This is a genomic window from Achromobacter sp. CSND-B12 (assembly GCF_052906545.1).
Window position 1 is genome coordinate 5476167 of the sequence record NZ_JBREGJ010000001.1, and the last position, 21385, is coordinate 5497551.

Here is a 21385-nt window from a genome sequence, read left to right on the forward strand (position 1 = left end):
CATCCATGGCCCAAACCCTTTACGACAAACTCTGGGACGCCCACATCGTCCACCAGGAATCAGACGGCACCTGTCTGCTCTATATCGACCGCCACCTGCTGCATGAGGTGACCAGCCCGCAGGCGTTCGAAGGCCTGGCCATCGCCGAGCGCAAGCCGTGGCGCAACGGCGCCAACCTGGCGGTCGCCGACCACAACGTGCCGACGATGAACCGCGCCCAGGGTATCGACGACCCCATCTCGCGCCTGCAGGTCGATACGCTCGACGCCAACTGCGACAAGTACGGCATCACCGAATTCCGCATGAACGACCTGCGCCAGGGCATCGTCCACGTCATCGGGCCGGAGCAGGGCGCCACCCTGCCGGGCATGACCGTGGTCTGTGGCGATTCGCATACCAGCACGCACGGCGCGCTGGGCGCGCTGGCGTTCGGCATCGGCACGTCCGAGGTCGAACACGTGCTGGCCACGCAGACGCTGCTCATGAAGAAGGCCAAGAGCATGCTGATCAAGGTCGAAGGTGAACTGCCGTTCGGCTGTACGGCCAAGGACGTCGTGCTGCACGTCATCGGCATCATCGGCACCGCCGGCGGCACCGGCCACGCCATCGAATTCGCCGGCAGCACCATCCGCGCGCTGTCGGTCGAAGGCCGCATGACGGTCTGCAACATGGCCATCGAGGCCGGCGCCCGCTCCGGCATGGTCGCCGTCGACGACAAGACCATCGAATACTTCCGCGGCCGTCCGTTCGCGCCGTCCGGCGTGCTGTGGGACCACGCCGTGGCCTACTGGCGCACGCTGCATACCGACGCAGGCGCCAAGTTCGACACCGTGGTCGAAGTCAACGCCCGCGACATCAAGCCGCAGGTCACCTGGGGCACCTCGCCCGAAATGGTGCTGCCGGTCGACTCGCGCGTGCCGGACCCCGACCGCGAAAAAGACGACGTGCGCCGCAGCGGCATGGAACGCGCGCTCGAATACATGGGCCTCAAGCCCAATACGCCGCTGACCGACATCCGCGTGGACCGCGTCTTCATCGGCTCCTGCACCAACTCGCGCATCGAGGACCTGCGCGCCGCCGCCGTCGTGGCGCGCGGCAAGCACGTGGCCTCCAACGTGCGCCAGGCCATGGTGGTGCCGGGTTCCGGGCTGGTCAAGCAGCAGGCCGAGCGCGAAGGCCTGGACAAGATCTTCATCGAGGCCGGCTTCGAATGGCGCGAGCCGGGCTGCTCGATGTGCCTGGCCATGAACGCCGACCGGCTCGAGCCGGGCGAGCGCTGTGCCTCGACCTCGAACCGCAACTTCGAAGGCCGCCAGGGCCAGGGTGGCCGCACCCACCTGGTGAGCCCGGCGATGGCCGCGGCCGCCGCCGTGGCCGGCCACTTCGTCGACGTCCGCACGTTCCGTTAAGCGCCCACCGAGTACCGACATCATGCAAGCATTCACCACTCACGAAGGCCTGGTGGCTCCGCTCGACCGCGAAAACGTCGACACGGACCTCATCATCCCCAAGCAGTTCCTCAAGTCCATCAAGCGCACCGGCTTCGGCCCGAACCTGTTCGACGAATTGCGCTACCTGGACCACGGCGAACCGGGCATGGACAACAGCAAGCGTCCGCTCAACCCCGATTTCGTGCTGAACCAGCCGCGCTACCAGGGCGCCTCGGTGCTGCTGGCGCGCAAGAACTTCGGTTGCGGCTCGAGCCGCGAGCACGCGCCCTGGGCCCTGACTCAGTTCGGTTTCCGCGCCATCATCGCGCCGTCGTACGCCGACATTTTCTTCAACAACAGCTTCAAGAACGGCCTGCTGCCCATCGTGCTGTCCGAGCTCGAAGTGGCGCGCCTGTTCGACGAAGTGAAGGCCTTCCCCGGCTACAAGCTCAATATCGACCTGGAGCGCCAGGAAGTGGTGGCGGCCGACGGCCGCGCCATGAAGTTCGACATCGAGCCGTTCCGCAAGTACTGCCTGCTGAACGGCTTCGACGATATCGGCCTGACCCTGCGCCACGCCGACAAGATCCGCGCCTTCGAGGCCGAGCGCCTGGCCCGCCATCCCTGGCTGGAAAGCCGGCCGATCGCCTGACAGCTCCCTTCATACCGACCACAGGACCGTTTTTTCCATGACTCACAACATTGCAGTCTTGCCGGGTGACGGCATCGGCCCCGAAATCGTCGAACAGGCCGTGCGCGTCCTGAAGGCGCTGCACGTGCCGTTCGACATCAAGCAGGCCGCCGTCGGCGGCGCCGCCTTCGACGAGTTCGAGCACCCGCTGCCCCCGGCCACGCTGAAGCTGGCCAAGGAATCGCACGCCGTGTTGTTCGGCGCCGTCGGCGACTGGAAGTACGACAGCCTGCCGCGCGAATTCCGCCCCGAGCAGGCCATCCTGGGCCTGCGCAAGGCGCTCGGCCTGTTCGCCAACCTGCGTCCCGCCATCCTGTATCCCGAGCTGGCCAGCGCCTCCTCGCTCAAGCCCGAGATCGTGTCCGGCCTGGACATCCTGATCATCCGCGAACTGACCGGCGACATCTATTTCGGCACGCCGCGCGGCGTGCGCTCATCGCCGGACGGCGTCTTCAGCGGCGAACGCGAAGGCTACGACACGATGCGCTATGCCGAATCGGAAGTGCGCCGCATCGCCCGCATCGGCTTCGAATCCGCCCAGAAGCGCAACAAGAAGCTGTGCAGCGTCGACAAGGCCAACGTGCTCGAGACCTCGCAGTTCTGGCGCGACATCGTCATCGAAGTGGCGCGCGAGTATCCGGACGTCGAGCTGTCGCACATGTACGTCGACAACGCCGCCATGCAGCTGGTGCGCAACCCGCGCCAGTTCGACGTGATCGTCACCGGCAACCTGTTCGGCGACATCCTGTCGGATGAAGCCGCCATGCTGACCGGCTCCATCGGCATGCTGCCGTCGGCCTCGCTGAACGCCGGCGGCCAGGGCCTGTACGAGCCCAGCCACGGCTCGGCGCCGGACATCGCCGGCCAGGGCATCGCCAATCCGCTGGCGACCATCCTGTCGGCCGCCATGCTGCTGCGCTACTCGCTGAATCTGGCGCCGCAGGCCGACCGCATCGAAGCCGCCGTGCGCCGCGTGCTGGCCGATGGCCTGCGCACCGCCGACATCTTCGAACCCGGCACCACCAAGGTCAGCACCTCGGGCATGGGCGACGCCGTCCTCAAAGCCCTGGCCTGATGCCTGCAAGGGACGCGCCCTTGCGGCGGGGTCCCGATTCCAGGGGCCGCCCGCAGGGCGGCCCCTTTTTCATGTCGATGTTGCCGCGGCGCCGCGAAAGCAGGGTGGCTTTTATTGCGGCCCCGTTTTTTCAAGCTGCGCCGCAACATCCATGCGTGCATTCTGATAAATTGTTGGGTTCTTGCACGTTTTTTCACCACACCTTGTCCCCACCTTTAAAGAGCGATTGAAATGAATCAAGCAGTAGGCCTTGTCGGCTGGCGCGGTATGGTCGGCTCGGTGCTCATGCAACGCATGCGCGACGAGAACGACTTCGCACTGATCGAACCGGTGTTTTTCTCCACCAGCAACGCTGGCGGCGCCGCCCCCACTTGGGCGACTGGCGCGGGCCCGCTGCAAGACGCCTACAACATTGACGCTCTGAAAAAACTGCCGATCATCGTGACGGCGCAAGGCGGCGACTACACCTCCGAGGTCTACCCGAAGCTGCGCGGCGCGGGCTGGAACGGCATCTGGATCGACGCCGCCAGCACGCTGCGCATGGCCGATGACGCCATCATCGTGCTGGACCCGGTCAACCGTCCCGTGATCGACGCGGCGCTCAAGCGCGGCGTGCGCAACTTCATCGGCGGCAACTGCACGGTCAGCTGCATGCTGATGGGCCTGGCCGGCCTGTTCAACAACGACCTGGTCGAGTGGATGACCACCATGACGTACCAGGCCGCCTCCGGCGGCGGCGCGCAGCACATGCGCGAACTGCTGACCCAGTTCGGCGAGCTGAACCACGCCGTCAAGCCGCTGTTGGACGATCCGGCCTCGGCCATCCTGGAAATCGATCGCGGCATCCTGGCCAAGCAGAAGGACGCGGCGCTGCCCCACGAGCACTTTGGCGTGCCGCTGGGCGGCAGCCTGATTCCCTGGATCGACAAGGACCTGGGCAACGGCATGTCCAAGGAAGAGTGGAAGGGCGAGGTCGAGACCAACAAGATCCTCGGCCGTGGCGCCGCCTTCGGTACCGCCGCCACCCCGATCGACGGCCTGTGCGTGCGCATCGGCGCGATGCGCTGCCACAGCCAGGCGCTGACCATCAAGCTCAAGCGCGACCTGCCGCTGGACGAGATCGAAGCGCTGATCGCCCAGGGCACGCAGTGGGCCAAGGTCATCCCCAACAGCAAGGAAGAGACCATCCGCGAGCTGACCCCGGTCGCGGTCACCGGCACGCTGGACATCCCGGTGGGCCGCCTGCGCAAGATGTCGATGGGCCCGCAATACCTCAGCGCCTTCACCGTCGGCGACCAGCTGCTGTGGGGCGCCGCCGAGCCGCTGCGCCGCATGCTGCGTATCGCGCTGGCCGAAGCCTGAGGCCTGGCGGGCGGCGTGGCCGCCCGCTCGCGACGAGGCCGTACCGCAAAGGCACCTTCGGGTGCCTTTGTCGTTTGCGCCGGGTCATCAGCGCATCGGACGCGGCCGGCAATGTGCCGGCCAGCCAACGCCGATGCGCCTCTCAGGTTTGTGAAACGCGCTCGATCCATTACACTTTTCCGGTGAATTGAGGCTTGTTCTCACGCGTTCGCCGCGAACAGCCCCCGCCCGACCATTCGACGACAAGAACGGAATTCCAGCTTATGACCCAGCGTTCGCGCCAAGTGAAGCATGCCCGCCGTTTGAAGGCCCTCCAGTGGGCGATCGCGCTGGCGATCGGCGCGAGCGCTTGCAGCCCGGCGTTGGCCATGCGGGTCGGGCATTCGCGGGTGGTCTCGGCCCCGGGCGCGCCCTTGCAGGCGCTGGTGGGATTGCAGGAACTCACACCCGACGAAATCGCGTCGCTGCGGGTGTCGGTGGCCGACGAGGCTTCGTGGCAACGCGCGGGCTTGAAGCCGCCCGCGCCGCTGGCCAGTCTGGTGGTGCGTGTCGAGGATGGGATGGATCCGACCCGCAAGAACCTGCGGGTGCGGTCGACGCAGGCGCCGTCCGGCGGCGCGGTCGACCTGCTGCTGGACATCAGCTCCAGCTCGGGCCAGCGGCAGGTGCAGGTCAGCATCCTGGTGCCGTTGCGGGGCGCGGGCGCCGAGGTTTCGCCCGCGGCCGTTGGCACGCCGAGCCGCGCCCGCGGCACGGCGGGGTCGGTCAACGTGAAGTCGGGCGACACGCTGTTTGCGATAGCCCAGCGCAATGCGGTGCCGAACGCCTCGATCTACCAGATGTTGGTGGCGTTGTGGCGCGCCAATCCCGATGCCTTCATCCAGGGCAACATGAATCTGGTGCGGGCCGGGCAGAAGCTGGCGATTCCCGACGCGGCAACCGTGCGCGCCGTCGATCCGGCGGAGGCGCGCCGTATTTTCAACGAGCACGCCGAAGCGTTCGCCCGCTACCGGGCCCGTCTGGGCGCGGCGGCCGGCGCCAACCCCTCGGTGGTCAAGGGCCAGGATGCCGCTTCCGGCACGGTGGCCCGTCCCGGCGACACGGGCGTGGCCACGGCGTCCCAGCCGCAGGACCGGGTGCGCCTGTCCTCCGGCCAGGCCCAAGGCGGCGCGACGGCCCAGGCCGACGCGCAGGCTGATCAGCGCACCTCCGACGCGCGAGCCATGGCGGATGCCCAGGGCCGCGTGAACCAGTTGCAGAGCAACGTCGATGAATTGAACAAGGCCGTCGCGGGGCAGGGGGGCGCCACTGGCACTCCTGGCGCCGCGGGGGCATCGGGCACGCCTGGTTCGACCGGAGCGGCGGGTGCATCTGGTACGCCTGGCGCGACCGGAGCGGCGGGCGCATCGGGTACGCCTGGCGCGACCGGAGCGGCGGGTGCATCCGGTACGCCTGGCGCGACTGGCGCGGCAGGTGCATCGGGTACGCCTGGTTCGACCGGAGCGGCGGGTGCATCGGGCACGCCTGGCGCGACTGGCGCGGCGGGCGCATCGGGTACGCCTGGTTCGACCGGAGCGGCGGGTGCATCGGGCACGCCTGGCGCGACTGGCGCGGCGGGTGCATCGGGTACGCCTGGCGCGACTGGTGCGGCGGGTGCATCGGGTACGCCTGGCGCGACTGGAGCGGCGGGCGCATCGGGCTCGCCCGGCGCAACGGGTGCCGCAGGCGCATCGGGCACCCCTGGCGCCGTCGGCGCCACGGGAGCGCCGGGCCTCTCCGGCACGCCCGGCGCCGCCGGTCCTTCGACGGCCGCCGCGCAACAGGACAAGGCCGCCGCGCAGGCGTCGGCCGACAAGAACAAGGATAAGGATTTGACTTCTTCGATGCCGGCCTGGTTGGCCGACAACCTTCTCGTCATCGTCACCGCCGTGCTGGCGCTGATCGCTTTCGCCATCGCCTGGGTGCTGCGACGCGCGGGCGCGCGGCGCGGCGATGACGACGAGGAAACCTACGCCTATAACGAGCCGGTGCTGGACACCGCGGCGCTGAACCGCAAGCTCGATTCCATCAGCCTCGACCTGGACGAACCGCCCACGGACGAACCGCGCCCGGTTGGCGGTCCCCGGATTTGAACGATGCCTAGAGTTGCAATGGGGCTGGCATACGACGGCTCCGCCTGGCAGGGTTGGCAGACCCAGCCGCACCGGCAGACGGTGCAGGACACACTGGAGGCCGCGCTGGCGCAGTTCTGTGGCGTGACGGACGCGGTCCCCACCATCTGCGCCGGCCGCACCGACACCGGCGTGCATGGCGCGATGCAGGTTATCCATCTCGACACCACGCTCGATCGCCGCATGGAATCCTGGGTGCGCGGCGTGAATGCCTTCCTGCCCTCCAGCATTTCCGTACAATGGGCCAAGGCGGTGCCGGACGCGTTCCACGCCCGGTTTTCGGCCCACGCCCGGACTTACGTCTACCTGCTGTGGCGAGGCCGGGTGCGTCCCGCTCTTTGGGCCGGCCGCGCCGGGTGGTGCTACCAGCCTCTGGATGTCGATGCCATGCGCGCCGCAGCGAACGCCCTGCTGGGCGAGCACGATTTTTCCAGTTTTCGTTCCTCGCAGTGCCAGGCCAAACACCCGGTGCGCATCATGCATCGGCTCGACATCGACGAGCGCGGTCCGTTCCTGGTGTTCACGCTGCGGGCCAACGCGTTCCTGCATCACATGGTGCGCAACATCATGGGCGCGTTGCTGCAGATTGGGCAGGGGCGCGAGTCGGTGGACTGGATGGCGCAACTGCTTTCATGGCGCGACCGCCGGCGCGGCGCGCCCACGTTTTCTCCCGATGGCCTGTATCTGTCGGCCATCGATTACCCGGACGAGTTCGGCCTGGACGAGCTGGATGGCGGAGCCCTGTTGCTGTCGCCCTTCACCCGACCGTCGGGCAACCCGCCCTAGCCGGACGCCGGCCGGCGCCCAATGGAGGCCTGTCTCATGCAACGCCGCGCGTTTTTGAAACGAACCGCCCTGGGGGCCGCGAGCGGCGCCGTGATCGCCGCGCCGGCGTATGCGCAGGATGCGCCGGCGGTTTCGTGGCGGCTGGCATCGAGCTTCCCCAACGAGTCGCCGACGCTGTTCGCCGGCGCCGAGGACGTGGCGCGCTATGTCGGCGACGTCACCGACGGCAAGTTCCGCATCGAGATATTCTCCGCCGGTGATCTGGTGGACGCCGGCCAGGTGTTGGACGCGGTGCAACAGCGCGTCGTCGAATGCGGCCACACCGCGTCGACCCGGTTCTTCGATACCGATCCCGCATTGTGCTTCGATGCCGGCGTGCCATTCGGCCTGAATACCCGGCAGATGAATGCCTGGATGATCCAGGGCGAGGGGCTGGCGCTGACCCGCGTGTTGTTCGACAAATACAACATCCTCAACTTTCCCTGCGGCTTTACCGGCGCCCAGATGGGCGGCTGGTTTCGCGGCGAGGTCAAGACGGTGGACGACCTGCGCGGCCTGAAGGTCAAGGCCGGCGGTTTCGCCCGCCAGGTGCTGGCCCGCATGGGCGCCGCGCCGGTGGACCTGCCGATCGCCGATACCTATGCGGCGCTGGAGCAGGGCGGCGTCGATGCGGTGGCCTGGATCGGTCCGCACGATGACGAGAGCCTCGCGCTCTACAAGGTCGCCCGGAACTACTATTTTCCTGGCTGGTGGGCGGGCACGTTGCAGTTGTCGCTGTACGTCAATCAGGACGCGCACGACGAATTGCCCAAGTCCTACCAGGCGGCGCTGGAGCTGGCCTCGCGGATGGCCACTTCCAACATGATCGCAAAGTACGACGCCGGCAATCCCGACGCCCTGCGCCGGCTGGTGCAGCGCGGCGCGCAGCTCAAGGCTTTCCCCAGGCCGATGCTGCAAGCCGCCCACGAGGCCGCGCTCAAGCTCTACCAGGAGTTGAGCGGCAAGGATCCCATGTTCAAGAAGCTGTACGAAAGCATGAGCGCCTTTCGCGACAAGGAAATCCCCTGGTTCCGCGTGGCCGAGGGCAGCTTCGATTCGCTCATGGCCACGCTGGGCCAGCCGGCCGCCTGAACGCGCCTGGCCGGGCCGGCGCGCCGGGGCCGGAGAGCGTTCCCTTATACTGATCGGACCTGTCGCGCCGAGCGACACAAGCGGTGAATTCCATGCGCACACGCATCAAGATCTGCGGCCTGACCCGCGAAGAAGATATCGACGCCGCCGTCTCGGCCGGCGTCGATGCCATCGGTTTTGTCTTCTATCCCAAGAGCAAGCGCTACGTCACGCCGACCCGCGCGGCGCAACTGCGCCGCGCGGTGCCGGCATTCGTGGATGTGGTGGCGCTCTTCGTGAACCCGGATCCGTCGCAGGTGCAGGCGGTGCTCGACGAGGTGGGACCGGAGCTGCTGCAATTCCATGGCGACGAAACGCCGCCGGACTGTGCGCGCTATGGCCATCGCTACCTGCGTGCATTCCGTGCCGGCGCGCCCGGCCTGGATACGCCGGAAGACCTGGCGACGTACTGCCGCGCCTTCGGCGAAGCCGCCGGCTGGCTGTTCGACAGCTACAGCGCGGGCTACGGCGGCAGCGGCCATGGTTTCGACCATGCCTTGCTCGCCGACGTGGCGGCCGATCCCGTGTCGCGCCCGCTGATCCTGTCGGGCGGACTGAACCCCGACAACGTTGCCGCGGCGGTGCAATCGGTGCGGCCGTGGGCGGTCGATGTGAGCAGTGGCGTCGAGGTCGAGCAAGGAATAAAAAGTTCTGATAGAATCTCGTTCTTCGTTGCTGCGGTGCATGCCGCAGACGCGAAGAAATAGAAGGGAAAAGCAGTGCTGGCCGGGAAGGTGAAAACCACGAACCCGGCCGTTGCGGCTGAAGAATTTAGTGAATCGAAGGTATCTGCCAAATGCATGATCCAAACGATTCGCGGCATTTTCTGATGCCTGATAATTTCTGAAGCCTGATAAGCAACGAAATAAAAACAGCAAAAAATCTGAAAAGACGATTTGCACAGTTTAAAAAAGCACTATATAATTCTTCTTCTTTGCAGGCGGTTAGCTCAGCTGGTTAGAGCGCCACGTTGACATCGTGGAGGTCGTTGGTTCGATTCCAATACCGCCTACCAAATTCCTGCAAAGTGAATGCCTGATAGAGCTAGTCAGGCATCACCCTGAAAAGCCGCGACAGTCCTGGACTTCGCGGCTTTTTGCTTTTTCACGATGTGGATCAGGCAGGGCAGAACCATCTGCCTGGGTGGTGAAGACCCACGTGAAAACCCGGGTGAAATCTTCAGTAGAGTTCTTCGACCACCAGCGGCCCATCGGTGATGCTGGCAACATTTCCGTCATTGCTCGCGAACATCACGCTGACAGTATGATTGCCACCCGCCGGTATATCGAACAGTTTGATTCGCCATATCCATTCTTCGGACGGCGCCGCACACCGTTTCAGTTGTTGATGCCGGCTACGAAGCGATTGCCGTCAACTGTTCTCGATGATTCACTTTTGAAGCGGACCAGCACTTGGTTCCGCTTGGATTCATTATGGGAAACCTGTTGTATTCGGAGAAATGATTGGTGTCGCAGCGCCACGGCTTCTGCCCGGCAAACGGCGTGATTTGCGACACGGGAAGGACGACGTCTTTCGGAAATGCGGAGAATCGTGGCTGGCGAGCCACGGGGGCTTGAAGTACACCCCCGCGCCTGCCCGTCCGGGCACGCGACTTGCTCAGCGGTGTCGCCACTGCCCGATGTCCCTACCCGGAGAAGCCGCCATGCCTATCATCGCGTTCGACACTCATGCCCCGGCGGCGCCCGCCGTCACCAACGCCGAGCGATGCGCGCGGCGTACGCTCGAGGCGGCGCACCGCCTTCTGCATCCTGGAAGCGAAGTGCAATCCATGTCAGTGGTGGAGCTGGAATTGGCGCGGTATGTCAAAGAGACATACCGGCCGCGCTTCACTTCGCGTTCTTATCCAGAAACCGTCGGATGACCGCGCCGATCTCGGCTCCGTGGGTTTCCAGCGCCAGATGGCCGGTGTCGTAGAAGCGCACGTCGGCGCTCGGGATATCCCGTTTCCAGGCCTCGGCGCCGGCGGGCAGGAAAAAGGGATCGTTCTTGCCCCACACGGCCAGCAGCGGCGGCTGGTGCTTGCGGAAGTACGCCTGGAACTCCGGATACTTCTGGACGTTGGAGGCATAGTCCAGCAGCAGGTCGAGCTGGACGTCGGCATTGTCGGGCCGGGAAACCAGGTGGCTTTCGAGCGCAATCGCGTCGGGGGCCACAAGGGTCTGGTCCGGAACGCCTTCGAGGTATTGCCACCGGATCGAGGCCGGCGTGGCGAACTCGCGCAGGGCGTCGCGGTTGGCCTGCGATGGGTCCTTCCAGTATTTCTGGATCGGCGCCCAGCCCGCTCCCAGCCCCTCTTCGTACGCGTTGCCGTTCTGCGAAATGATGGCGCTGATGCGCGCCGGGTGTTCCGCGGCGAGGCGCCAGCCCACCGGGGCGCCATAGTCGAACACCTGCATGGCGTAGCGATCCAGCCCCAGTTGCCGCGTGAACTGTCCAATGGTCTCGGCGAGCTGGTCGAAGGTGTAGTCATATTGCCCGCGCGCGGGGGCTTCGGTGAAGCCAAAGCCAGGCAAGTCGGGCGCAATGACGCGGTACCCGTCCGCAAGCAGCGGGATGAGATTGCGGTACATGAATGAAGATGCGGCGTAGCCGTGCAGCAGAAGCACGATGGGCGCATCGCGCGGGCCTGCCTCCCGGTAGAACACCTTCACGTCTCCCGCCTGTTCGAACCGATGATGGACCTGCAGATCGGCCGCGGATACGCCTGCGGTCAATGGGGCCGAGGGCAGGTCGCTGGTTTCCGTCGCGCTATTCGAAGTCATGATGCATTTCCTTGGTAACTGTTGAATGTGTTTTTTCAGGTTACTTTGGATTGGCGTAACTGGTCAAATTTATTTTTATAGGTTACATTTGTCCCATGCCAGACACCGCACAAAATCAAAAAACCCCGCTTTTCGTGGGCGACGACCTTGCACTCGATTTCATCAATACTGAATACGGGGTGGGGGCGGCTCGTCACGACTGTTTCGGCGACGATGACGCCGTGTTGGCATGGTTGAAATTGGCGGATGTGTTGCCGCGGGGGACCCGCGTGGCACCTCCGGGCCTGCTGGAGCTGGCCCTGCAATTGCGCGAAAGCGCTCGATCCCTGTTGCAGGCCGCCAAGTCGGGCGGCGACTCGGACGCCAGCGTGGTCAACCACGTGCTCAAGGCGGGGGGGGCGGCCACGGAATTGGCGTGGGACGGCGCCAGCCAGTCCTTCAAGGCGGTCAGGCCGCGCCGCCTGGACGACGCGGCCGGCGTGCTCGAGCCTGTTGCCCGAGCCATCGTCGAATTGCTGACCGACACGCCGTTGGCGCTTGTGCGGCAATGCGAGGCGCATGACTGCACGCTCATGTTCCATGACAGGACCAAGTCGCATCGGCGCCGCTGGTGCAGCATGGCGCTATGCGGCAACCGGATGAAGGTCGCGGCGTTCCGGTCGCGCAAGAAGGAGAGCGAGTCCGATTGATGCCCGGGGCTGCTCAAACCGCCGCGCCCGGAGTTTCGTGAGAATTCATGAAACTGTGCCCCGTTTCATTTTGTAGGATTCCCCGCAAGAGGAATTGAAAGACAAATGAAAGGTGAGGGCGATGGCGGATTGTGAAGATTGCAGGGCGATCGTGCGGGCCACCTCGGGCGCGGCGGGCCATGACCAGTTGATCAGCCTGGGCTACGTGCGCAGCCTTGCCGCGGTGCAGGGCGGGGCGCGGCACGAAGCATTCGTCTGCTCGGCCTGCAGTGCCGAGTGGAATTACGTGCATGGCAAGCGCGCCGAGCCCGCGGGCTGGCTGCGGAGCTGATCCGGTTCAGGGCAGGGGGATGTTGCCGGTCGAGAGGGTCGCCGCCAGCCGCATGTTGGTATTGCGGATCCAGCCGGGAATCAGGAAGGCGTCGACGATCACCCAGATTCCCACGGCCGCCAGCAGTACCAATCCCACGCCGATGACGCTGAGGGCGATGCCGACAATGGTGAGCGCGAGCATGGCGATGGCCGATCCGGTCCTGCCGGTATAGAAGCGATGCCCGCCCGCGCTGCCCAGGAAGAACCATAGGAGGTAGGCCACGCCGACGCTTTTGCGATTGGCGTCGTACATCATGGTTTGCATGGCGGGACTGTTCACGTTATCTCCGGGAAGAACCAAAGGTCTGGCCGGCGGTATCCGCCGGCCGCAAGTTGGCGAATGATTTTTCGCCGCGTCAGATGATTGGTTCTTTCGAAGTGTCCGGCTAGGGCTGCGGGCCAAATCTCGGACTGCTGAACAGCGCGGGGACGTGTCCGAGCCTTCCCGCGTCGGGGCATCTCTCGCCCCGGATTCAACGGGCCTGCAAACAGCGCCCGACCATTTCCATATAGTGTTCCAGCGGCGGCGTGGACAGGCCGACCACTTTGGCCTGGTCGTCATAGCGGCGCAGGCGCACCGCGGCCTGGGCGTGTGGCTGCGCGGCGAACGCGTCGGCCTGTGCCGGGGTGAACACGCCGCCCTGCAGCGCCAGGCTCTGCACCGAGGCGGGCGACAGGGTGTCCAGATAGGCGGGTTCGATCACGCCCAGATAGCGCTTGGCGGCAACGTGCAGGCGCACCGGCGCCGTGATCGCGTCGCCGAACAGCGGGGCGAGGGCTTCGGCGGCCACATCCTGGTGGCGCATGTCGGTGGTGATGCTCTCGGCCAGCATCAGGTGGCCGAGGTCGTGCAGCAGCGCGGCGACGATGACGGCTTCGGACTCGCCGGCCTGTTCGGCCAGTTGCGCGCATTGCAGCGCGTGTTCGGTCTGGCTGATGGCTTCGCCGCCGTAGTAGGCGGCGCCATGGCGGGCGAACAGGTCCTGGATGATGGGCAGGGTAAGCATGGGTGGATACCTTCGAGGCAGTGGATCGGTGGAGACGATATGCCTCGAGAGTGACATCTAGATGACTAGAGCATTGTCGCGTCCCGGCACGAATGCGCGCAGGGGCGCCGCGCGTTCGATGGGCCCGCATCGCGATGTCCGGGCCATGCTGTCCCGCGTCCGGCGGGCGGTCAGGCGCGCTAGCTGCAGGTCAGGATGTTGATCCAGGCGATGGCGCTGGCCAGCAATCCCGCGGCTTGTACCCGTTCCGGTGTCTGGCGGCCGGCCTGCAATTGCGCCAGCGCCTTCTTCATGTGCATGAGCGGCGTGCCTTCCGTCTCGGTGGCGGGCGGCACCGCGGGCGCGGCGCGCGGGCGGCGGGTCTTGGCGTTGAGCGGTTCGGTGGTCAAGAAGGCCTCCTGGAGGGGGCGCCGGTCGCGGCGGGAGGGGATCTGACCGAAGGGAGGGCGCAAATGTTCCGGGCAGGCAACTGCGTTATCCTGCACCCCATCATGATGAGAGCACTTTGGCTGATCCTGGGTTGCGCGATGCTGGCGCTGGGCGTGATCGGCGCCTTCCTGCCGGTGATGCCGACGACGATTTTCCTGATCCTGGCGGTGGCCTGCTTTTCGCGTTCGTCCCCACGGCTGGAACGCTGGCTGCTGGATAGCCCCACCTACGGCCCGTCGCTGCGCGCCTGGCGCGAGCAGGGGGCGGTGTCGCGCAAAGGCAAGCTGTATGCCTCGCTGGGCATGGCGGTGGGCTACGGCCTGTTCTGGTGGGGCGCGCATCCGTCGCCTTTGCTCGCATCCGGCGTCGGCCTTTTTTTCCTGGCAAGCGCCGCCTACGTGCTGACGCGCCCCAGCCCGCAAGCGCCTGATATCTCAAAGGAAAACACCGACGAGCCGAGCGGCCCGGCGGCCGGTCGCTGAGGCCGGACTGAAAGCCCGGCCCCTGCGTGACGCGCCGAAATCAACGCATCTTTTTCCTCTACATTGCGGGCGTCGCCGGAGCGCTGCCGCCGCCTTCAGTGCGAATGCCGGGGATCGCCGCGCGTTTCGACCACCTTGAGGTACAGGGTGGCGGGTTCCAGGCAGCCGCCGGTTGACAACTGGCCGACCAGCTGCCGGTACAGCTCCTGCCACGGCGTCTGGGCCGGCGGCGGCTGGTAGGGCGGATCCTGCCGCCGCCGCGCCAGTTCGGCTTCGTCCACCAGCGCGATGACGCTGCGCTGGTTCAGGTCGACGCGGATGCGGTCGCCGGTGCGCAGCAGCGCCAGACCGCCACCCACGGCGGCTTCTGGCGACATGTTCAGGATCGACGGACTGGCCGAGGTGCCGCTCTGGCGGCCGTCGCCCAGGCAGGGCAGCGAGTCGATGCCGCGCTTGATCAGGTGCGATGGCGGCGCCATGTTGACGACCTCGGCGCTGCCCGGATAGCCGACCGTGCCGGCGCCGCGAATGACCAGGATGCAGTGTTCGTCGATGTTCAGGGCTGGGTCTTCGATGCGCGCGTGGTAGTCCTCCGGTCCTTCGAACACGATGGCCCGCGCCTCGAAGGCATTCTCGTCGCCGGGCGCGGACAGGTAGGCGCGGCGGAACGCCTCGCCCACCACCGACATCTTGATGACCGCGCTGTCGAAGAAATTGCCCGACAGCACGATGAAGCCGGCGCGGTGCTTGAGCGGCGCGTCGCAACCGCGGATGACGTCGGCGTCGTGGGTCTTGGCGCCGGCCGCGATTTCGCCGATGGTCTTGCCGGACACGGTGGCGCAATCGGCATGCAGGCGGCCGGCGGCCAGCAGTTCGTGCATCACGGCTGGCACGCCGCCGGCGCGGTGGAAGCCCTCGCCCAGGTGTTCGCCGGCGGGCACGCAGTTCACCAGCAGCGGCACGTCTTCGCCCAGCCGCTGCCAGTCGTCCAGGCTCAGGTCGATGCCGGCGTGGCGCGCCATGGCGATCAGGTGCGGCGGACAGTTGCTGGACGCGCCCAGCGCCGAGGCCACGACGATGGCGTTCTCGAAGGCCTCGCGCGTCAGGATGCGGGACGGGCGCAGGTCCTCGCGCACCATGTCGCAGATGCGCAGGCCGGTGGCGTAGGCCATCTGCCCGCGTTCGCGGTAGGGCGCGGGGATGCTGGCGCAGGTGGGCAGCGACATGCCCAACGCCTCGGCCAGCGAATTCATGGACAGCGCCGTGCCCATGGTGTTGCAGTGGCCGATCGAGGGCGAGGAGGCGGTGGCCAGCGTCATGAAGCCTTCGTAGTCCAGCTTGCCCGCGGCCATCAGGTTGCGGGCATGCCAGATGACCGTGCCGGACCCGACGCGCTGGCCGTCATGCCAGCCGTCCAGCATCGGGCCGCCGGACAGCACGATGGCGGGAATGTCGACGGTGGCCGCCGCCATCAGGCAGGCGGGCGTGGTCTTGTCGCAGCCGGTGGTCAGCACCACGCCGTCCAGCGGATAGCCGTGCAGGATCTCCACCAGGCCCAGGTAGGCCAGGTTGCGGTCCAGCGCCGCGGTCGGGCGGCGGCCCTGTTCGGCCAGCGGATGCACCGGGAACTCCATCGGGATGCCGCCGGCGTCGCGGATGCCGGCCTTGATGCGTTCGGCCAGCGCCAGGTGGTGGCGGTTGCAGGGCGCCAGGTCGCTGCCGGTCTGGGCGATGCCGATGATGGGCCGGCCCGATTGCAGTTCCTGGCGCGTCAGGCCGTAGTTCAGGTAGCGCTCGACGTAGATCGCCGTCATGTCGGCGTGGGCGGGATCGTCGAACCATTTCTGGCTGCGCAGCTTGCGGGGAGTGTCGGTCATGGGTGCCTCGTGTGCTTCGGTGATGCGTGGCGCGCCGGCGGGCGCGCCGGGGACCTAATTGCGTGCCTTGCTGATCTCGGCGTTCAGTTGCCGGACCAGGTCCGGGCCGAGTTCCTGGGTGTACTTGTCGACCACGGGCTGCACCTTCTCGCGCATCCGCGCCACTTCCTCGGGCGACACGGTGTTGATCTTCATGCCCGCCTTTTCCAGCGTGCCCATCGCCTTGAGCGAATCGGCGCGGCTGTCCTTGCGTTCGAAGTCGCGCGAGGCCTCGGCGGCCTGGCGCACCAGCTTTTGTTCGTCGGGCGAGAGCTTGTCCCACCATTTCTTGGACGCCAGCACCACCCAGGGCGTGTAGACGTGGCGGGTGATCGTCAGGTAGGGCTGCACCTCGTAGAACTTGCTGCTCTGGATGGTGGTGATGGGGTTCTCCTGGCCATCGACCGTGCGCGTTTCCAGCGCCGTGAACAGTTCCGAGAACGGCATCGGCACCGCGTTCGCGCCCAGGGTGTTGAACACGCCCAGCGCGATCTGGTTCTGCATCACGCGCAGCTTGATGCCCTGCATGTCCTCGGCGCGCACGATGGGGTGCTTGGAGTTGGTCATGTTGCGAAAGCCATTTTCCCAGTACACCAGGCCCACCAGGCCCTTGGCTTCCAGCTTCTTGAGCAGGTCCTGGCCGAGCTGGCCGTCGAGCACCGCGTCGGCTTCTTTTTCGCTGTTGAACAGGAACGGCAGGTCGAACACGCCGAATTCCTTGACCATGCCGGCCAGCGGCGCGGTGGAGCCGACCATCATTTCCTGCGCTCCGCCGACCAGCGCGCCCTGCATCTGCTCGTCCGAGCCGAGGTTGGCCGAGCCGAAGGTCTTCATCTTCAGCTTGCCGCCGCTGATCTTCTCCAGCTCCTGCGCCAGGTGGCGGGCGGCGCGGCCCTGCACGCTGTCCTCGTTCAGGCCGTAGCCGAAGCGGATCAGGCGCGGCTTGACGTCGGCGGCCGCGGCGGCGCCGGCGAAGGCGCAGGACAGCGCGGCCGCCAGCACGACGAGACGGGTCTTGAAACGGATGTTCATGGTTGTTCCTCCTTGGCTTCTTCTGAATGGCGCGGGGTCGGCGCCTCTGTGTACGGGCCTCAGTGCATCCAGCTCGCGGGGACGGTGATCAGCTCGGGAAAGATCACCAGCAGTACCAGCAGCAGCGTGTAGGCCGCGACATAGCGCCACACGCCCCTGCAGATGGTTTCCATGTTGATGCGGGCCACGCCGCAGACCACGTTGAGCACGGTGCCGACGGGCGGCGTGAGCAGGCCGACGCAGCCCACCATGACGAACATCACGCCGAAGTAGACCGGGTCGATGCCGGCCTGCGTGACGACCGGCATCAGCACCGGCGCCAGGATCAGGATGGTGGGCGTCAGGTCCATCACCGTGCCGATCAGCGTCAGCAGGACCAGCAGCGCGAACATCAGCAGCTTGGGGTGGTCCAGCACCGGTTCCAGCAGGGCGATCAGGTCCTGCGGCATGTCGGCCAGCGTGATCATGTAGGACGAGACCATGGCGGCGGCCACCAGGAACATCACCACGGCGGTGGTGCGGGCGGCGTTGATGAACAGCGGCAGCAGGTGGCGCAGGCCGATCTCGCGGTAGACGAACAGGCTGATCAGCAGCGCGTAGACGGCGGCCACCACCGCCGCTTCGGTAGGCGTGAAGATGCCGCCGCGCAGGCCGCCGATGATGATGACGGGCAGCAGCAGCGCCCAGGCCGATTCGCGCAGCGCCCGCAGCCGGGCGCTCCAGGGCTGGCGCGGCGCGGGCTTGATGGCGCCGTGCTTGCGCGCCACCCAGGTCCACACCGCCACCAGCGTCAGGCCCATCATCAGGCCGGGCGCGATGCCGGCGAAGAACAGCTTGGTGATGGAAACGTTGGTGGCGACGCCGAAGATGATGAACGAGATCGACGGCGGGATGATCGGCGCGATGATGCCGCCGGCCGCGATCAGGCCGGATGCCTGGCCGGCGTCGTAGCCTTTCTCGCGCAACATGGGAATCAGCAGCGAGCCGAGCGCGGCCGCGTCGGCCACGGCCGAGCCGGACAGGGCCGCCAGCAGCACGCTGGCGAAGATGGCGACGTAGCCCAGGCCGCCCTGGATGTGGCCGACGAACATGCTGGCCAGGTTGACGATGCGGCGCGAAATGCCGCCGGCGTTCATCAGTTCGCCGGCCAGCATGAACAGCGGCACCGCCATCAGCGTGAAGCTGTTGGCGCCCGACAGCATGTTCTGCGCCAGGATCTGGGTATCGAAGAAATCGAGTTGGAACATCATGGCGACCGCGCTCAACAGCAGCGCGAACGCGATCGGCATGCCCAGGGCGATGAAGCCCAGCAGCACCAGTAGGAAAATGGTCAGGATCATTGGGGCGGGTCCGAACGTGGAGGCAAGGGGCCGGGGTCAGACCAGCGGGTCTTCGGGGCTGGATTCCGCGGGCAGCGGGCCGCCGGCCAGCACGCGAACCAGGTCGAACAGGGTCAGCAGGCCCATTGCCACGGCGGCGTACAGCGCGGCGGCGTTGAACACCGCCAGCGGCATCGCGGTCACGGGCAGGCGGGTATCCAGGCCGATCAGGGTCTGGGCCCAGCTGCCGTCGGCCAGCAGCCACAGCATCCACAGCACCAGCAACTGACAGACCACGTGCGAGACACGGCGCGCGGCCGGCCCGAAGCGTTCCACCAGCATCGTGACGCCGATGTGCTGGTGATCGCGCAACGCCAGCACCGCGCCCAGGAAGATCAGCCAGACGAAGGCCAGCCGGGAGATTTCGTCGGAGGCGTTGATGCCGGAATTGAACAGGTAGCGCATGGCGACATTGCCGAACAGCAACACCACCATGACCGCCAGGCAACCGGCCATCAGCCAGGTCTGCAATCGAGCGCACCAATCCGCCGCGCGCGCCATCGGGCCGGCACCGGGCCGCCCCGGGGGGGAACCATGCATGCTTGTCTCCTCGTTCCGTTTTCCGGAATTTTTATGGGTATCGCGGTGTTGATGTTAGCGCTAACATTTTTGGTTTGGCAAGCCCTGATCTTTACGTCAGACTACGGACTCGCCAACCGCTCAGAACGGCCGATGTCCATCCGAAAGCCCCGCAGCACCCGCGCCGGCCGCGTGACCATGCAAGAGGTCGCGCGCCGCGCCGGGGTCAGCGCGATCACCGTGTCGCGCGCCTTGCGCACCCCCGACAAGGTGGCCGAGGCGGTGCGCCTGCGCATCACCCAGGTCTGCCAGGAACTGGGCTACGTGCCCAACCATGCCGCCAGCGCGCTGGCGTCGGCGCGCTCGCAGACCATCGTGGTGCTGATTCCGTCGTTGAGCAACGTGGTGTTCGTGGACATCATCAGCGGCATCAAGGAGGTGCTGGACGAGCAGGGTTATCACCTGCTGATCGGCGTCACGGGATATTCGCCCGATGCCGAGGAGGCGTTGTTGCGCAAGTACCTGCAGCACCTGCCCGACGGCCTGATCCTGACCGGCATCGACCACAACCCGGGGGTCTGGGAACTGCTGCGGGCGCAGGGCATGCCCACGGTCCATACCATCGAAACCCTGGAGGACAGCGATGGCATGAGCGTCGGCTTCTCGCAGTTCGATTCGGGCTACGCCGCCGGCCGGCACCTGGTCGAGCGCGGTTGCCGACGCATCGGCATCGTCGGCGCCCAGCTGGATCCGCGCTCGCTCAGGCGCTGTGAAGGCTGCCGCCAGGCCCTGCGCGATGCCGGCCTGCACGACCCGGCGCTTGAGATCATGACGCCCGAGAAGTCCTCGATCGCGCTGGGGGCGGCGCTGCTGGAAGCCCTGCTGGCCGAACATCCCGATTGCGACGCGGTGTTCTTCTGCAATGACGACCTGGCGCAGGGCGCGGTGTTCCAGTGCGGCCGGCTGGGCGTGAGCGTGCCCGGCCAGATGGCGCTGGTGGGTTTCCATGACTTTGCGGGAACGGCCTGGACCACGCCGCCGCTGTCGACCATCGCCACGCCGCGCTACGAGATTGGCCGGGAAGCGGCGCAACTGCTGATGCGCCACCTGGCGGGGCAGCCCATCGCGCAGCGTCACGTGGACCTGGGCTTCACGCTGGTGCGGCGCGAAACCAGCTGAAGCCGTTGCCGGCTAGCCGGCGCGGCGCAGCGCCAGGAATATGCCCGACGCCATGATCATCGCGATGCCGGCCAGCGCCAACCCGTCGGGGGGACGCTGGAACCAGAAGGTGCTGAAGGCGACCGCCAGCAGCAGCTGGAAGTAGTTCAGCGGCGCCAGCGTGGCGGCCGCCACCCGCTGGAATGCCGCGATCAGCAGGATCTGCGCCAGCCCGCTGCAGGCGCCCAGGCCGACGATCAACGCCATGTCGGTCGGGCCCGGCCAGGGATCCGGCAGGAAGAAGGGCGCCGGCAACGCCGTGACGATCAGGCAGATGAACGCCGTATAGGCGTATTGGACCGGCCCGGCCACCTTGCCCGACAGCTTGCGCGTCAGCACCTGGAAGATGGCGTAGCTGACCGCGGACACCGCCATCAGCAGCGTGCCCAGCCAGGGCAGGTCGCCGCCCGGCCGCACGATCAACAGCATGCCGACGAAGCCCGCCGCCACCGCGGCCCATTGCACCGGCCGCACGCGTTCGCCCAGCAGCCAGGGCGACAACGCCACCATGATGAGCGGCGAGGTGAAGTAGATGGCCGTGGCCTCGGACAGCGGCATCCAGATCAGCGCCGTCATGAAGCAGGTGCCGACCGTTGCCAGCATGACGCCTCTGAGCACCAGCAGGGGCTTGTGGGGGACGGCGCGCAGGCCGGGCCAGCGCTGGCGCCACAGCAGCGCCAGCGCCAGGATCGCCACGGCGATATAGCGCACGATGTTCAGGAACGGCGCCGGATAGCGGGCCAGCATCTGCTTGGATCCGGCATCGAAGGTGGCAAAGGCCACCAGCGCCGCGAAGAACAGCAGGATGCCGGCCTGGCGCGAGCCGGCGGCCGGGGCCGGGATGGAGGAAACGGCGGCGGGGTTGCTCATGGCA

The 21385-nt window shown here is 66.6% G+C and carries 23 protein-coding genes and 1 tRNA gene; 15 read left to right on the forward strand and 9 right to left on the reverse strand.

Annotated elements, in window-relative coordinates; genetic code table 11:
• The first annotated feature begins 5 nt into the window (after positions 1 to 5).
• From leuC to ACUTAG_RS25785, 11 genes are all read left to right on the forward strand, one after another.
• Complete coding sequence (gene leuC / locus ACUTAG_RS25735) at positions 6 to 1409, forward strand: 3-isopropylmalate dehydratase large subunit (RefSeq protein ID WP_006387949.1); 1404 nt, start codon at positions 6 to 8, stop codon at positions 1407 to 1409.
• A 22-nt stretch (positions 1410 to 1431) separates the two neighbouring features.
• A complete protein-coding gene (leuD, locus tag ACUTAG_RS25740; RefSeq protein WP_006387950.1) occupies positions 1432 to 2082 on the forward strand; it encodes a 3-isopropylmalate dehydratase small subunit in 651 nt (216 codons plus the stop codon).
• Positions 2083 to 2119: 37 nt separating this feature from the next.
• Positions 2120 to 3196, forward strand: a complete 1077-nt coding sequence (gene leuB / locus ACUTAG_RS25745; RefSeq protein ID WP_148316605.1) for a 3-isopropylmalate dehydrogenase — start codon at positions 2120 to 2122, stop codon at positions 3194 to 3196.
• A 231-nt stretch (positions 3197 to 3427) separates the two neighbouring features.
• Positions 3428 to 4558: an aspartate-semialdehyde dehydrogenase gene (gene asd / locus ACUTAG_RS25750; RefSeq protein WP_006387952.1), complete on the forward strand. Its 1131-nt coding sequence runs from the start codon at positions 3428 to 3430 to the stop codon at positions 4556 to 4558.
• 263 nt (positions 4559 to 4821) lie between these two features.
• Positions 4822 to 6690 (forward strand): FimV/HubP family polar landmark protein, encoded by a 1869-nt coding sequence (locus ACUTAG_RS25755; RefSeq protein ID WP_148316607.1) that lies wholly within the window; start codon positions 4822 to 4824, stop codon positions 6688 to 6690.
• A 3-nt stretch (positions 6691 to 6693) separates the two neighbouring features.
• On the forward strand, positions 6694 to 7515 hold the full coding sequence (gene truA / locus ACUTAG_RS25760) for a tRNA pseudouridine(38-40) synthase TruA (RefSeq protein WP_026385236.1): 822 nt from the start codon (positions 6694 to 6696) through the stop codon (positions 7513 to 7515).
• Between the two features lie 36 nt (positions 7516 to 7551).
• Positions 7552 to 8646 (forward strand): TRAP transporter substrate-binding protein, encoded by a 1095-nt coding sequence (locus ACUTAG_RS25765; protein WP_049054011.1) that lies wholly within the window; start codon positions 7552 to 7554, stop codon positions 8644 to 8646.
• Positions 8647 to 8738: 92 nt separating this feature from the next.
• Positions 8739 to 9392, forward strand: coding sequence for a phosphoribosylanthranilate isomerase (locus ACUTAG_RS25770; protein WP_006387957.1), 654 nt, complete (start codon positions 8739 to 8741; stop codon positions 9390 to 9392).
• Between the two features lie 231 nt (positions 9393 to 9623).
• Positions 9624 to 9700: transfer RNA gene (locus ACUTAG_RS25775), tRNA-Val, on the forward strand.
• 143 nt (positions 9701 to 9843) lie between these two features.
• A complete protein-coding gene (locus tag ACUTAG_RS25780) occupies positions 9844 to 10191 on the forward strand; it encodes a hypothetical protein (RefSeq protein WP_131726767.1) in 348 nt (115 codons plus the stop codon).
• Positions 10192 to 10348: 157 nt separating this feature from the next.
• Positions 10349 to 10567, forward strand: coding sequence for a hypothetical protein (locus ACUTAG_RS25785; protein ID WP_127481419.1), 219 nt, complete (start codon positions 10349 to 10351; stop codon positions 10565 to 10567).
• On the opposite strand, the gene ACUTAG_RS25790 is transcribed toward ACUTAG_RS25785, so the two are convergent.
• Entirely contained in the window at positions 10533 to 11468 is a 936-nt protein-coding gene (locus tag ACUTAG_RS25790; protein ID WP_148316609.1) for an alpha/beta fold hydrolase, read from the reverse strand. The two genes, ACUTAG_RS25785 and ACUTAG_RS25790, sit on opposite strands and share 35 nt — an antisense overlap.
• A gap of 95 nt (positions 11469 to 11563) precedes the next feature.
• Between ACUTAG_RS25790 and ACUTAG_RS25795 the strand changes: the two genes are divergently transcribed.
• Both ACUTAG_RS25795 and ACUTAG_RS25800 read left to right on the forward strand, forming a co-directional pair.
• The gene (locus ACUTAG_RS25795) at positions 11564 to 12157 is read left to right on the forward strand and encodes a CGNR zinc finger domain-containing protein (protein ID WP_047993519.1); all 594 of its coding nucleotides are present in this window, start codon (positions 11564 to 11566) and stop codon (positions 12155 to 12157) included.
• A 121-nt stretch (positions 12158 to 12278) separates the two neighbouring features.
• Positions 12279 to 12488 (forward strand): hypothetical protein, encoded by a 210-nt coding sequence (locus tag ACUTAG_RS25800; RefSeq protein WP_035183331.1) that lies wholly within the window; start codon positions 12279 to 12281, stop codon positions 12486 to 12488.
• Positions 12489 to 12494: 6 nt separating this feature from the next.
• On the opposite strand, the gene ACUTAG_RS25805 is transcribed toward ACUTAG_RS25800, so the two are convergent.
• The 3 genes from ACUTAG_RS25805 to ACUTAG_RS25815 all read right to left on the reverse strand — a co-directional run bounded on the left by ACUTAG_RS25805 (position 12495) and on the right by ACUTAG_RS25815 (position 13925).
• A complete protein-coding gene (locus ACUTAG_RS25805; RefSeq protein ID WP_006387962.1) occupies positions 12495 to 12809 on the reverse strand; it encodes a TM2 domain-containing protein in 315 nt (104 codons plus the stop codon).
• Positions 12810 to 13002: 193 nt separating this feature from the next.
• Positions 13003 to 13536 carry a phosphonate degradation HD-domain oxygenase gene (locus ACUTAG_RS25810; RefSeq protein ID WP_024068392.1) on the reverse strand — a complete coding sequence of 178 codons (534 nt, stop codon included), beginning with the start codon at positions 13534 to 13536 and terminating at the stop codon, positions 13003 to 13005.
• Between the two features lie 179 nt (positions 13537 to 13715).
• Positions 13716 to 13925 carry a hypothetical protein gene (locus tag ACUTAG_RS25815; protein ID WP_024068393.1) on the reverse strand — a complete coding sequence of 70 codons (210 nt, stop codon included), beginning with the start codon at positions 13923 to 13925 and terminating at the stop codon, positions 13716 to 13718.
• 102 nt (positions 13926 to 14027) lie between these two features.
• Here ACUTAG_RS25815 and ACUTAG_RS25820 point away from each other — a divergent pair, with 102 nt between their 5' ends.
• Positions 14028 to 14447 carry a YbaN family protein gene (locus tag ACUTAG_RS25820; RefSeq protein ID WP_197742391.1) on the forward strand — a complete coding sequence of 140 codons (420 nt, stop codon included), beginning with the start codon at positions 14028 to 14030 and terminating at the stop codon, positions 14445 to 14447.
• 95 nt (positions 14448 to 14542) lie between these two features.
• On the opposite strand, the gene ACUTAG_RS25825 is transcribed toward ACUTAG_RS25820, so the two are convergent.
• Genes ACUTAG_RS25825 through ACUTAG_RS25840 form a run of 4 tightly spaced genes read right to left on the reverse strand, consistent with a single transcriptional unit; the run spans position 14543 to position 19314 of the window.
• A complete protein-coding gene (locus ACUTAG_RS25825; RefSeq protein WP_006387967.1) occupies positions 14543 to 16324 on the reverse strand; it encodes an IlvD/Edd family dehydratase in 1782 nt (593 codons plus the stop codon).
• 54 nt (positions 16325 to 16378) lie between these two features.
• Positions 16379 to 17395, reverse strand: a complete 1017-nt coding sequence (locus tag ACUTAG_RS25830) for a TRAP transporter substrate-binding protein (protein ID WP_006387969.1) — start codon at positions 17393 to 17395, stop codon at positions 16379 to 16381.
• Between the two features lie 59 nt (positions 17396 to 17454).
• Entirely contained in the window at positions 17455 to 18735 is a 1281-nt protein-coding gene (locus ACUTAG_RS25835) for a TRAP transporter large permease (RefSeq protein WP_020927028.1), read from the reverse strand.
• Between the two features lie 36 nt (positions 18736 to 18771).
• Positions 18772 to 19314, reverse strand: a complete 543-nt coding sequence (locus tag ACUTAG_RS25840) for a TRAP transporter small permease (RefSeq protein WP_047993522.1) — start codon at positions 19312 to 19314, stop codon at positions 18772 to 18774.
• Positions 19315 to 19446: 132 nt separating this feature from the next.
• On the opposite strand from ACUTAG_RS25840, the gene ACUTAG_RS25845 reads away from it, so the two are divergent.
• On the forward strand, positions 19447 to 20472 hold the full coding sequence (locus tag ACUTAG_RS25845; RefSeq protein WP_047993523.1) for a LacI family DNA-binding transcriptional regulator: 1026 nt from the start codon (positions 19447 to 19449) through the stop codon (positions 20470 to 20472).
• Between the two features lie 12 nt (positions 20473 to 20484).
• Here ACUTAG_RS25845 and ACUTAG_RS25850 read toward each other — a convergent pair whose 3' ends face one another.
• The gene (locus ACUTAG_RS25850) at positions 20485 to 21381 is read right to left on the reverse strand and encodes a DMT family transporter (RefSeq protein WP_054485922.1); all 897 of its coding nucleotides are present in this window, start codon (positions 21379 to 21381) and stop codon (positions 20485 to 20487) included.
• Positions 21382 to 21385 lie beyond the last annotated feature (4 nt).